The sequence below is a fragment of the Streptomyces sp. NBC_01255 genome (assembly GCF_036226445.1).
In the GTDB taxonomy this organism is placed as follows: domain Bacteria; phylum Actinomycetota; class Actinomycetes; order Streptomycetales; family Streptomycetaceae; genus Streptomyces.
Genome location: NZ_CP108474.1, coordinates 6,966,971 through 6,978,213 on the forward strand (window position 1 = coordinate 6,966,971; position 11,243 = coordinate 6,978,213).

The following is an 11,243-nucleotide window of genomic DNA, read 5'->3' on the forward strand; positions in this document are numbered from 1 at the left end:
GCTACAACACCAGCGACAGCAGCAGCACGAACACGATGCCCACGACCGAGATGATCGTCTCCATCACCGACCACGTCTTGATCGTCTGGCCGACGTTCATCCCGAAGTACTCCTTCACCAGCCAGAACCCGGCGTCGTTGACGTGGCTGAAGAAGAGCGACCCCGCACCGATCGCCAGCACGAGCAGCGCCGTCTCGCTCGTCGACATGCCCGCCGCCAGCGGGGCCACGAGCCCCGCCGCCGAGATCGTCGCGACCGTCGCCGACCCGGTCGCGAGCCGGATCGCGACCGCGATCAGCCAGGCGAGCAGCAGGGCCGGGATCGACCAGTTCTCGGAGAACTCGAGGATCATCTGGCCGACGCCGATGTCGATCAGGGTCTGCTTGAAGCCGCCGCCCGCGCCGACGATCAGCAGCACGCCCGCGATCGGGGCGAGCGACTTCTCGACGGTCGAGGAGATCCGCTCCTTGGTGAAGCCCGCGGCCCTGCCCAGCGTGAACATGCCGACTATGACGGCGGCGAGCAGCGCGATCAGCGGCGAGCCGATGACGTCGGTGACCTTCTGGACACCGTTCTCCGGGTCGTCGACGACGATGTCGACGAGCGCCTTGACCAGCATCAGGACGACGGGCAGCAGGATGGTCGCCACGGTGGCGCCGAATCCGGGACGCTTCTCCAGGTCCTCGGAGGGGCGGACCGGGACCATGTTCTCGGGGACCGGGATGTCCACCCAGCGGGCGGCGTACCGGGAGAACACGGGACCGGCGATGATCACGGTCGGGATGGCGACGACGAGACCGAGCGCGAGTGTGACGCCCAGGTTGGCGCCGAGCGCGTCGATCGCGACGAGCGGCCCGGGGTGCGGCGGGATGAGCCCGTGCATCACGGAGAGGCCGGCGAGGGCCGGGATGCCGATCCGCATCAGGGAGTAGTTGCCGCGCTTGGCGACGAGCAGCACGACCGGGATCAGCAGCACGATGCCGACCTCGAAGAAGAGCGGCAGGCCGATCACGGAGGCGATGAGGACCATCGCCCAGGGCATGGCCCGGCCGCTCGCCTTGGCCAGAATCGTGTCGACGATCTGGTCGGCGCCGCCCGAGTCGGCGAGCAGCTTGCCGAGGATCGCGCCGAGGGCGATCAGGACGCCGACGCCGGCGACGGTGGCGCCGAGGCCGGCGGTGAAGGACTTGATGGTGGCGGCGAGCGGCGCACCGGCGAACGCGCCGAGCGCGAGCGACCCGATGGTCAGCGCCAGGAACGCGTGCAGCTTGAACTTGGTGATGAGCAGGACGATGAGAGCGATGCCGGCGAGCACGGCGATACCGAGCTGGGCGTTGCCTGCCGAGGTGATGGGTTCGGCGGCATCCGCTGCCAGGATCTCGACGCTGAGACTGGTCACGGGGGGTCCTCGGGGAGTCAGTGGGTGAGCCGGCGCAGTGCGACGACGGCCCGGGCGGCGATTTCTTCGGGGGTGCCGGTGACGTCGACGGCGACGCCGGCCTCGTCCTCCTGCAACGGCTGCAGGGTGGCGAACTGGGAGTCGAGGAGCGCCGTCGGCATGAAGTGGCCCTCGCGGGCGCCCATGCGCCGCTCGATGAGCTTCCGGTCGCCGGTCAGATGGAGGAAGACCACGCCGGGGGCCGCGGCGCGCAGCCGGTCCCGGTAGACCCGCTTCAGCGCGGAGCTGCTCACCACACCGCCGAGCCCGGCGCGGCCGTGCGCCCATGCCCCGATGGCGTCGAGCCACGGCTCGCGGTCGGCGTCGTCAAGGGGGACGCCGGCCGACATCTTGGCCACGTTCGCCGCCGGATGGAAGTCGTCGCCCTCCGCGTAGGGGAGGGCGAGCGCCTCGGCGACCAGCGGGCCGATCGTGGTCTTGCCCGTTCCGGCGACGCCCATCACGACGACGACCGGCGGGTGGGGGGTGGTGCTCATGGGTGGTGCCTCGCTGTCTTCTTCGACATCGATCCGTCGCGCCCATGAAACCCATTGGGTACGACGTATTCAAGAGGCTGTGACATAAAAGTAGTACTTTTAATTCCCGAGGTGATCATCTGCGCGCGCCCGCATAGGCTTGCGACCATGACGACACCGGCCCAGGGGCTTCATTCGCACGTCCTTGCCACCCTGGGTCTCGCGATCACCGCGGGGGAGTACCCGCCGGGCACCGTGCTGCGCACCGACGAGCTCGCCCAGCGCTTCGACGTCTCCCGGACCGTGGTCCGCGAGGTCGTGCGCGTCCTGGAGTCCATGCACCTCGTCGAGTCCCGCCGCCGCGTCGGCGTGACCGTGCTCCCCACCGCGAGCTGGAACGTGTACGACCCCCAGGTCATCCGCTGGCGGCTGGCCGGCGCCGACCGCCCCCGCCAGCTCCGCTCCCTCACCGTGCTCCGCTCGGCCGTCGAACCCGTCGCCGCGGGTCTCGCCGCCCTGCACGCCACCCCCGAGCAGTGCCGTGAGCTGACCGAGCAGGCCCTCGGCATGGTCGCCACCTCGCGCGGCCGGCGCCTGGAGGAGTACCTCGTCCACGACATCGCCTTCCATCGGGTCGTCCTCAACGCCTCCGGGAACGAGATGTTCGCCCGCCTCGGCGACGTCGTCGCCGAGGTCCTCACCGGCCGCACCCATCACCACGTGATGTTCGAGGACCCCGACCCGGCCGCCGTCACCCTCCACGTCCAGGTCGCCGAGGCGGTACGGGAAAGGGACGCGACCCGCGCCGAGGAGCTCACCCGCCAGATCGCGGTCGGCGCCCTCCAGGAACTCGACGTCCTCGCCCCGTAAGGGCGCAAAGTCCGCCGTCAAGCTCTGAACTAGCTCAAATATGGGCGTTCAGTGACATGCGCCACAGTCAGCAGGCGCCCCTTGCCGTGAGGATGTGCGCTGGCCGTGCCGGGAAGACCCCCACGAGGCACGGCCGGGTACCGCACGACCCCCCTCACGAAGGCGAACAACTCCATGAGTGACCGCGTCACCGCGGCCGAGCCGCTGTCCGCCGCTCCGGCGAGCCCGGCCGCCACCCCCCACGTCGACGCAGGCGACGCCGGATACCGCAAGGACCTCAAGTCCCGGCACATCAACATGATCGCCATCGGCGGCGCCATCGGCACCGGCCTCTTCCTGGGCGCCGGCGGCCGGATGTCCCAGGCGGGCCCCTCCCTCTTCATCGCCTACGCCGTCTGCGGCGTCTTCGCCTTCTTCGTGGTGCGGGCCCTCGGCGAGCTGGTCCTCTACCGCCCCTCGTCCGGCGCCTTCGTCTCCTACGCCCGTGAGTTCATGGGCGAGAAGGGCGCCTACACGGCCGGCTGGCTGTACTTCCTCAACTGGTCGACCACCGCCGTCGCCGACATCACCGCGGCCGCGACCTACGCCCACTTCTGGTCGATGTTCAGCGACGTCCCGCAGTGGGTCCTCGCCCTGATCGCGCTCGCGGTCGTCCTCGCCGCCAACCTCATCTCCGTGAAGTACTTCGGCGAGATGGAGTTCTGGTTCGCGATCATCAAGGTCGGCGCCCTCGTCGCCTTCATGCTGATCGGCATCTTCCTCGTCGTGACCTCGCACGAGGTCGGCGGCCACACCCCGGGCCTCGGCAACATCACCGACAACGGCGGCATCTTCCCCAACGGCATGATGCCGATGCTGCTGCTCATCCAGGGCGTCGTCTTCGCCTACGCCTCCGTCGAGCTCTGCGGCGTCGCCGCCGGCGAGACCGAGAACCCCGAGAAGATCATGCCGAAGGCGATCAACTCGATCATGTGGCGCGTGGGCCTCTTCTACGTCGGCTCCGTCGTCCTGCTCGCGCTGATCCTCCCGTACACCGCGTACTCCGGCGACCAGAGCCCCTTCGTCACGGTCTTCGACAAGCTGGGCATCCCCGGCGCCGCGGGCGTCATGAACCTCGTCGTCCTCACCGCCGCCCTCTCCAGCCTCAACTCGGGCCTCTACTCCACCGGCCGCATCCTGCGCTCCATGTCGCTGTCCGGCTCCGCGCCCAAGTTCACCGGCGTCATGAACAAGGGCGGCGTCCCCTACGGCGGCATCCTCCTCACCGCGGCCTTCGGCGTCATGGGTGTCGCGCTCAACTACGTGATGCCCGGCGAGGCCTTCGAGCTGGTCCTCAACTTCGCCTCGATCGGCATCATCGGCACCTGGGCCATGATCATGGTCTGCTCGCTGCTCTTCTGGCGCAGCGCCCAGCAGGGCAAGCTGACCCGCCCCGGCTACAACCTCCCCTGGGCCCCGTACACCCAGATCGTGACCCTGGCCTTCCTCGCCTCCGTCCTCGTCCTGATGTGGATGGACGAGGGCATCAGCCGGACCACCGTGAACTGCCTCCCGCTCATCGCGGCCGCACTCGTCGGCGGCTGGTTCCTGGTCCGCCGCCGGGTCCGTACGACCGCCGCCGCGACCCGGGACTGACCTCCCCCCACGGGAACGGGCGAGTCCCCCGCAGGCACCGCCTGCGGGGGACTCGCCTTTTGTCAGGAGATAGTGGTACGCAAGAGCCTTACAAGATCCGGTCGGAGGAAGGGAAGTTCGCGATGCCGCAGCACGTCCAGGGGGTCATCGCCCCCGGCAGGAACGAACCGGTACGGGTCGAGACGATCGTGATCCCCGATCCCGGCCCCGGTGAGGCCGTCGTGAAGATCCAGGCGTGCGGTGTCTGCCACACCGATCTGCACTACAAGCAGGGCGCCATCAACGACGAGTTCCCCTTCCTGCTCGGCCACGAGGCCGCCGGAATCGTCGAGTCGGTCGGCGAGGGCGTCACCGACGTCGAGCCCGGCGACTACGTGATCCTCAACTGGCGCGCGGTGTGCGGCCAGTGCCGCGCCTGCCGGCGAGGCCGCCCCTGGTACTGCTTCGCCACCCACAACGCGAAGCAGAAGATGACCCTGCTCGACGGCACGGAGCTCTCCCCGGCCCTCGGCATCGGCGCCTTCGCCGAGAAGACCCTCGTCGCCTCGGGCCAGTGCACCAAGGTCGACCCCGCCGTCGCCCCCGAGGTCGCGGGCCTCCTCGGCTGCGGCGTCATGGCCGGCATCGGCGCCGCCATCAACACCGGGAACGTCGGCCGCGGCGACACCGTCGCCGTCATCGGCTGCGGCGGCGTCGGCGACGCGGCGATCGTCGGCTCCCGCCTCGCCGGAGCCGCGAAGATCATCGCCGTCGACATCGACGACCGGAAGCTGGAGACGGCCAAGGGGATGGGCGCCACCCACACCGTCAACTCCCGCTCCACCGACGCCGTCGAGGCGATCCGCGAGCTCACCGGCGGCTTCGGCGCCGACGTCGTCATCGAGGCCGTCGGCCGTCCCGAGACGTACAAGCAGGCCTTCTACGCCCGCGACCTCGCCGGCACCGTCGTCCTCGTCGGCGTCCCCACCCCCGAGATGCAGCTCGAACTCCCGCTCCTCGACGTCTTCGGCCGCGGCGGCGCCCTCAAGTCCTCCTGGTACGGGGACTGCCTGCCCTCCCGCGACTTCCCGATGCTGATCGACCTGCACCAGCAGGGCCGCATCGACCTTGCCGCCTTCGTCACCGAGACCATCGGCCTCGGCGACGTCGAGAAGGCCTTCGCCCGCATGCACGAGGGCGACGTCCTCCGCTCGGTGGTGGTGCTGTGATGAGCGCCCGCATCGACCACCTCGTCACCTCAGGCACCTTCAGCCTCGACGGCGGCACCTGGGACGTCGACAACAACGTCTGGATCGTCGGCGACGACACCGAGGCCATCGTCATCGACGCCGCCCATGACGCCGAGGCGATCCTCGCCGCCCTCGACGGCCGCGCCCTGCGCGCCATCGTCTGCACCCACGGCCACAACGACCACGTGGACGCGGCCCCGGCGCTCGCGGCCGCCACCGGCGCCCGCATCCTGCTCCACCCCGCCGACCAGCCGCTGTGGAAGCAGACCCATCCGGACCACACCCCGGACGGCGAACTCGCCGACGGCCAGGTCCTCACCATCGCCGGCACCGATCTCGTGGTCCTGCACACCCCGGGCCACGCGCCGGGAGCGGTCTCCCTCCACGCCCCCGACCTGGGCACGGTCTTCACGGGGGACACCCTCTTCCAGGGCGGCCCCGGTGCGACGGGCCGGTCCTTCTCGGACTTCCCGACGATCGTCGACTCGATCCGCGAGAAGCTCCTCACCCTGCCGCCGGAGACGGTGGTACGGACCGGCCACGGCGACCCGACGACGATCGGCGCCGAGGCCCCGCACCTCCAGGAATGGATCAACCGAGGCCACTGAGAGACAGCCAGCTCTCGAAAGACCTCGCCACGCCCGTGAACGGGTCGGTGAACTCCAGTGTCCGCGCCAGCAGTTGAAGCGGCCGTGAGAAGTCCTCCGACCCGTCCTCACGCACGACGGGATAGACCGGATCGTGCAGGATCGGCAGCCCCAGCGCGTTCATGTGCACCCGCAGCTGATGCGTCCGCCCGGTGACGGGCACGAGCCGGTACCGCCCGAGCCCTCCGCAGTGCCGGAGGAGCTCGACCCGGCTCTCGCTGTTCGGCTCGCCCGGCACCTCCCGGGCGGCCATCACCCCGCGCTCCTTCTCGATACGGCTCCGCACGGTCACCGGCAGCTCCACCGCCGGGTCGTACGGCGCCACCGCCTCGTACTCCTTGCGTACGAGCCGGTCCCGGAACAGCGTCTGGTACGCGCCCCGGTCCTCCTCCCGTACGACGAACAGCACGAGCCCCGCCGTCAGCCGGTCCAGCCGGTGCGCGGGCTGGAGCCGCGGCAGCCCGAGCTCCCGCCGCAGCCGGGCCATCGCGGTCTCCGTGACGTGCCGCCCCCGGGGCATGGTCGCCAGGAAGTGCGGCTTGTCCACGACCAGGATCCGCTCGTCCCGGTGGACGATCCCGATGTCGAAGGGGACCGGCACCTCGGCGGGGAAGTCCCGGTGGAACCACAGGTACCGCCCCACGGTGTACGGCTCGTCCCCGGTCACCGGTCCGTCGGCCCCGACGAACCGCCCCTGCCGCAGCATCTCCTCGACCCGCTCGGGCCCCACGGCCGACGCGTACCGGTCGAGCAGATGCTCCCGTACGGTCGCCCACTCCCCGCCGGGATCCTCCGGCAGCCGCACCCGCACGGGATCGATCCCGTGCCGCTGGGGGAGCGGCGCGGCCGGCGCCTTCGCTCTCCGTCTCACCGCTCCGCCTCGTGCCGCGCGTACCCATGCAAGAAGTCCCGGTCGAGATGATCTCGACCGGGACTCCGTGTGGTGTCCGAGGGGGGACTTGAACCCCCACGCCCGATAAAGGGCACTAGCACCTCAAGCTAGCGCGTCTGCCATTCCGCCACCCGGACAAGGTGTCTTGTCTTCCGGGCCGCTCGGCCCTTCCGACGTGGAAAACAATAGCAAACATTCGAGGGGGTCGATCACCACCCCCTCACCACCCCCTTTCCGGCCTCCGTCGTGTGAAGGCGGCATGTCGGCCGACCGTCGCCCTTGGGCGGTGAGGGGGCCACGCGGGAGGATGGGGTCGATCACAAGGAACCACGTGGGGCACGTAGTGGGAGGAAGCAGAGTGAGCGAGTCGAACACGGCGCGGGGCATCACCGGTGAGAACGAGGTCGTCGATCTCTGTCGCGACCTCATCCGCATCGACACCAGCAACTACGGCGACCACTCCGGCCCGGGCGAGCGGGCGGCGGCCGAGTACATCGCCGAGAAGCTCGCGGAGGTCGGACTCGAACCGAAGATCATCGAGTCGCACAAGGGGCGGGCCTCCACCGTCGCGCGGATCGAGGGCGAGGACCCGTCCCGCCCGGCCCTGCTCATCCACGGCCACACCGACGTCGTCCCGGCCAACGCCGAGGACTGGACCCACCACCCCTTCTCGGGCGAGATCGCCGACGGCTGTGTCTGGGGCCGCGGCGCCGTCGACATGAAGGACATGGACGCGATGACCCTCGCGGTCGTCCGGGACCGGATGCGCAGCGGCCGCAAGCCCCCGCGTGACGTCGTCCTCGCGTTCCTCGCCGACGAGGAGGCCGGCGGCACGTACGGCGCCCGGCACCTGGTCGACAAGCACCGGGGCCTCTTCGACGGGGTCACGGAGGCGATCGGCGAGGTCGGCGGCTTCTCCTTCACCGTCAACGAGAACCTGCGGCTCTACCTCGTGGAGACGGCCCAGAAGGGCATGCACTGGATGCGGCTGACCGTCGAGGGCACGGCCGGCCACGGCTCGATGACCAACGACGACAACGCGATCACGGAGCTCTGCGAGGCCGTCGGCCGTCTCGGCCGCCACCAGTGGCCGGTACGGGTCACCAAGACCGTCCGTTCCTTCCTGGACGAGCTCTCCGACGCGCTCGGCACCCCCCTCGACCCCGAGGACATGGACGGCACCCTCGCCAAGCTCGGCGGCATCGCCAAGATGGTCGGCGCCACCCTGCGCAACTCGGCCGCCCCGACCATGCTCGGTGCCGGGTACAAGGTGAACGTCATCCCCGGCCAGGCCACGGCGCACGTCGACGGCCGCTTCCTGCCCGGGTACGAGCAGGAGTTCCTGGCCGATCTCGACCGGATCCTCGGACCCCGGGTGAAGCGCGAGGACGTGCACGGCGACAAGGCCCTGGAGACCAGCTTCGACGGGGCCCTGGTCGACGCCATGCAGCTGGCGCTGAGCGCCGAGGACCCGATCGCCCGCGCCGTGCCGTACATGCTGTCCGGCGGCACCGACGCGAAGTCCTTCGACGACCTCGGCATCCGCTGCTTCGGCTTCGCGCCGCTCCAGCTGCCGCCGGAGCTCGACTTCGCCGGGATGTTCCACGGCGTCGACGAGCGCGTGCCGGTCGACGGCCTGAAGTTCGGCGTCCGCGTCCTCGACCGTTTCCTCGACGCCTGCTGAATTCGACCGCCCGTCTCATGTGTGACCGGAAAGAGTGAATGAACTCGGGGGCTCGTAGCCCCCTCCATTCCCCCTCGTTACAGGTGGTGCGGTCCGCGGCTGGGATCGCATTGGCAACTAGGAGGAATAATGATCAAGAAGGTCGTCGCTGCTGCGGCTGCCACTGGCGGTCTCGTTCTCGCGGGTGCGGGCATGGCCGTTGCCGACGCGGGCGCTCAGGGTGCCGCCATCGGTTCCCCCGGCGTGCTCTCGGGCAACGTCGTCCAGGTTCCCGTTCACGTCCCGGTGAACGTGTGCGGCAACACGGTCTCCGTGATCGGTCTGCTGAACCCCGCCTTCGGCAACACCTGCGTCAACGCCTGACGTTGTGCCTCGCCCGTAAGGGTGTGAGCCGGTCCGGCCCCGGAGTGCGTGCCATGCACTCCGGGGCCGGTGGCCATTTCCGCCCCGGGTGATCCACCCGGTGGCCCTTTTGCGAAGCCGAGAAGGCGAGAGCCGAAAAGGCAGGGAACAAGCTATGCGACAGGTCACGCGCAAAGGTCTCATCACCGTCGCCGCCGCGGGAGGCGTTTTCGCCGCCGTCGGTGGCGGTTACGCGCACGCCGATTCCGGCGCGAGCGGTACGGCCAAGAATTCCCCGGGCGTCGCGTCCGGAAACTCCGTCCAGGTCCCGGTGCACGTACCGGTCAACGCCTGCGGCAACACCGTCAACGTCGTCGGACTGCTGAACCCGGCGATGGGCAACAAGTGCGCCAACACCTCCAAGCCCGGCAAGCCGGGCGGCGGCTCGTCCGCCGGCGGGCACACGAGCGACTCTCCCGGTGTGGGCTCCGGCAACACTGTGCAGGTGCCGGTCGACGTCCCGGTGAACGTGTGCGGCAACAGCGTCACGGGCATCGGCCTGGGCAACGCCGCCGCGGGCAACGACTGCGGCAACGGCATCGAGCCGACGCACCCGGGCAACCCCGGGAATCCGGGCAACCCCGGCAATCCGGGGAACCCCGGCAATCCGGGGAACCCCGGGAACCCTGGGAATCCTGGCAACCCCGGTAACCCCGGCACTCCGGGCAACCCTGGTAACCCCGGCACTCCGGGCAACCCGGGTAACCCCGGCACCCCGGGCAACCCCGGTACCCCGGGCACGCCCGGTAACCCCGGTACTCCGGGAAGCGACGGCGGGTCGCACACCCCCGGCGCGAACACGCCCGATACGCACGGCCTCACGCAGCCGCGTGCTGTCGAGGAGCTCGCCGAGACCGGTTCCGGCCCGCTCGGTGTGATCGTTCCCGCGGGCGCCGGTCTGCTGCTCGCCGGTTCGCTGATCTACCGTCGCGCCCGCAGCGCGGCCTGATCCCACCGCACCACGCACGGGGGCCCCGCACACGGCGGGGCCCCTTCTCGTCACCTACCAGGTCGCCCGGATCTGGCGGATGATCCGCCGCTTCAGCCGCACTCTGCGGCTCCCGTCCCGGTGCAGGCTCAGACGGTCCAACTCCCAGTGTCCGTACTCGGCATGGTCGGTCAGCAGTCGCGTCGCCTCCTTGCGGGAGACACCGCGCGGCACGTACACGTCGACAAATTCGTATTCCGGCATCGCATCTATTGTGCGGGCACCGGCCCGGTACGGATAGCGTGCGTCCCATGTCTGATGCTGCGCAGCCCACCGCTGCCGAGGTACGCGCCGCCGCCGAGGCGGTCAAAGCCGCACTGGACCGTCACCTCGCGGCGGTCGAACGCCGCACGGGGGACGACGACACGGCCGTCTACGAGGCCTTCAACGCCCTCGCGGCGGCAGCCGAGGAGTACGACGAACTCCTCTACGACCGCTACGACGAGGTCACCCCCTTCGAGATCCCCGGCGCGGACGGAGCCCTGCCGCCCTACGCCGGACCTGACGAACCTCATGCCCTCAGCCTCCTGATCCGCCGCGACTACGCCGTGGTGGAACCGCAGCGGCTGTTCGCCCAGGCGCGGCGCGTCGCCGAACTCGACGGCGAGGAGGACACGAAGGGGGCGGCGGCCAAGGCGGACGTCTCCCCCCTCGCCGCGCTCGGGGTCCTCTTCGGTGAGTACGAACCCGACGAGATCGCCTCCCGGCACAAGGAGTTCGGCCTGGAGGAGGGTGACTCCACGCTCTGGGTCACCGCCGCCGAGGAGCTCCCGGAGCCGGGGGAGTGGCTCAACGCCCCCTTCGAGCACGCCGATCCGGAGCGGATCATCTGTCGCTTCGACGTCAGCTCCGTCTTCGACGAGAACGAGGACGAGGACGAGGACGAAGACGACGAGGACGAAGGCGGGGCCGGGGTCGGGGCCGCGGGGGACAAGCCCGTGACCGTGGGCGACGGCTCCTGAGGAGACGGCGGAGGGCCGGA

General features: G+C 70.1%; 12 protein-coding genes and 1 tRNA gene. 8 read left to right on the forward strand and 5 right to left on the reverse strand.

The features are described 5' to 3' along the window. Position 1 precedes the first annotated feature (1 nt). Both OG357_RS31555 and OG357_RS31560 read right to left on the reverse strand, forming a co-directional pair. Positions 2-1,399: a GntT/GntP/DsdX family permease gene (locus tag OG357_RS31555; protein ID WP_329624368.1), complete on the reverse strand. Its 1,398-nt coding sequence runs from the start codon at positions 1,397-1,399 to the stop codon at positions 2-4. Between the two features lie 17 nt (positions 1,400-1,416). Then, positions 1,417-1,935, reverse strand: a complete 519-nt coding sequence (locus tag OG357_RS31560; protein ID WP_329624369.1) for a gluconokinase — start codon at positions 1,933-1,935, stop codon at positions 1,417-1,419. A gap of 147 nt (positions 1,936-2,082) precedes the next feature. On the opposite strand from OG357_RS31560, the gene OG357_RS31565 reads away from it, so the two are divergent. The 4 genes from OG357_RS31565 to OG357_RS31580 all read left to right on the forward strand — a co-directional run bounded on the left by OG357_RS31565 (position 2,083) and on the right by OG357_RS31580 (position 6,256). Then, positions 2,083-2,784 (forward strand): FadR/GntR family transcriptional regulator, encoded by a 702-nt coding sequence (locus OG357_RS31565; RefSeq protein ID WP_329624370.1) that lies wholly within the window; start codon positions 2,083-2,085, stop codon positions 2,782-2,784. Between the two features lie 174 nt (positions 2,785-2,958). Further along, complete coding sequence (locus OG357_RS31570; protein WP_329624371.1) at positions 2,959-4,419, forward strand: amino acid permease; 1,461 nt, start codon at positions 2,959-2,961, stop codon at positions 4,417-4,419. Positions 4,420-4,541: 122 nt separating this feature from the next. Next, positions 4,542-5,627: an S-(hydroxymethyl)mycothiol dehydrogenase gene (locus tag OG357_RS31575; RefSeq protein ID WP_329624372.1), complete on the forward strand. Its 1,086-nt coding sequence runs from the start codon at positions 4,542-4,544 to the stop codon at positions 5,625-5,627. Further along, positions 5,627-6,256: an MBL fold metallo-hydrolase gene (locus OG357_RS31580; protein WP_329624373.1), complete on the forward strand. Its 630-nt coding sequence runs from the start codon at positions 5,627-5,629 to the stop codon at positions 6,254-6,256. Before OG357_RS31575 ends, OG357_RS31580 begins: the two co-directional genes overlap by 1 nt. Here the strand turns inward: OG357_RS31580 and OG357_RS31585 are convergent. Both OG357_RS31585 and OG357_RS31590 read right to left on the reverse strand, forming a co-directional pair. Next, complete coding sequence (locus tag OG357_RS31585) at positions 6,240-7,166, reverse strand: RluA family pseudouridine synthase (RefSeq protein ID WP_329624374.1); 927 nt, start codon at positions 7,164-7,166, stop codon at positions 6,240-6,242. The genes OG357_RS31580 and OG357_RS31585 overlap by 17 nt on opposite strands. 70 nt (positions 7,167-7,236) lie before the next feature. Then, a tRNA-Leu gene (locus OG357_RS31590) sits at positions 7,237-7,324 on the reverse strand. 221 nt (positions 7,325-7,545) lie between these two features. On the opposite strand from OG357_RS31590, the gene OG357_RS31595 reads away from it, so the two are divergent. The 3 genes from OG357_RS31595 to OG357_RS31605 all read left to right on the forward strand — a co-directional run bounded on the left by OG357_RS31595 (position 7,546) and on the right by OG357_RS31605 (position 10,222). After that, on the forward strand, positions 7,546-8,871 hold the full coding sequence (locus tag OG357_RS31595) for a M20/M25/M40 family metallo-hydrolase (protein ID WP_329624375.1): 1,326 nt from the start codon (positions 7,546-7,548) through the stop codon (positions 8,869-8,871). Between the two features lie 129 nt (positions 8,872-9,000). Further along, positions 9,001-9,234, forward strand: a complete 234-nt coding sequence (chpH, locus tag OG357_RS31600; protein ID WP_015032475.1) for a chaplin ChpH — start codon at positions 9,001-9,003, stop codon at positions 9,232-9,234. 154 nt (positions 9,235-9,388) lie between these two features. Further along, positions 9,389-10,222 (forward strand): chaplin, encoded by an 834-nt coding sequence (locus tag OG357_RS31605; protein ID WP_329624376.1) that lies wholly within the window; start codon positions 9,389-9,391, stop codon positions 10,220-10,222. A 54-nt stretch (positions 10,223-10,276) separates the two neighbouring features. Here OG357_RS31605 and OG357_RS31610 read toward each other — a convergent pair whose 3' ends face one another. Continuing rightward, positions 10,277-10,465, reverse strand: a complete 189-nt coding sequence (locus OG357_RS31610; RefSeq protein ID WP_017241661.1) for a DUF5703 family protein — start codon at positions 10,463-10,465, stop codon at positions 10,277-10,279. A 47-nt stretch (positions 10,466-10,512) separates the two neighbouring features. Here OG357_RS31610 and OG357_RS31615 point away from each other — a divergent pair, with 47 nt between their 5' ends. After that, on the forward strand, positions 10,513-11,223 hold the full coding sequence (locus OG357_RS31615; RefSeq protein ID WP_329624377.1) for a hypothetical protein: 711 nt from the start codon (positions 10,513-10,515) through the stop codon (positions 11,221-11,223). Positions 11,224-11,243: the final 20 nt, after the last annotated feature.

Excerpts from the sequence above, each read along its gene's own strand:
- OG357_RS31570 (WP_329624371.1), top strand. The coding sequence starts at position 2,959 with ATGAGTGACCGCGTCACCGCGGCCGAGCCGCTGTCCGCCGCTCCGGCG.
- OG357_RS31580 (WP_329624373.1), top strand. The coding sequence starts at position 5,627 with ATGAGCGCCCGCATCGACCACCTCGTCACCTCAGGCACCTTCAGCCTC.
- OG357_RS31575 (WP_329624372.1), top strand. The coding sequence starts at position 4,542 with ATGCCGCAGCACGTCCAGGGGGTCATCGCCCCCGGCAGGAACGAACCG.
- OG357_RS31565 (WP_329624370.1), top strand. The coding sequence starts at position 2,083 with ATGACGACACCGGCCCAGGGGCTTCATTCGCACGTCCTTGCCACCCTG.
- OG357_RS31615 (WP_329624377.1), top strand. The coding sequence starts at position 10,513 with ATGTCTGATGCTGCGCAGCCCACCGCTGCCGAGGTACGCGCCGCCGCC.
- OG357_RS31560 (WP_329624369.1), bottom strand. The coding sequence starts at position 1,935 with ATGAGCACCACCCCCCACCCGCCGGTCGTCGTCGTGATGGGCGTCGCC.
- chpH (WP_015032475.1), top strand. The coding sequence starts at position 9,001 with ATGATCAAGAAGGTCGTCGCTGCTGCGGCTGCCACTGGCGGTCTCGTT.
- OG357_RS31610 (WP_017241661.1), bottom strand. The coding sequence starts at position 10,465 with ATGCCGGAATACGAATTTGTCGACGTGTACGTGCCGCGCGGTGTCTCC.
- OG357_RS31605 (WP_329624376.1), top strand. The coding sequence starts at position 9,389 with ATGCGACAGGTCACGCGCAAAGGTCTCATCACCGTCGCCGCCGCGGGA.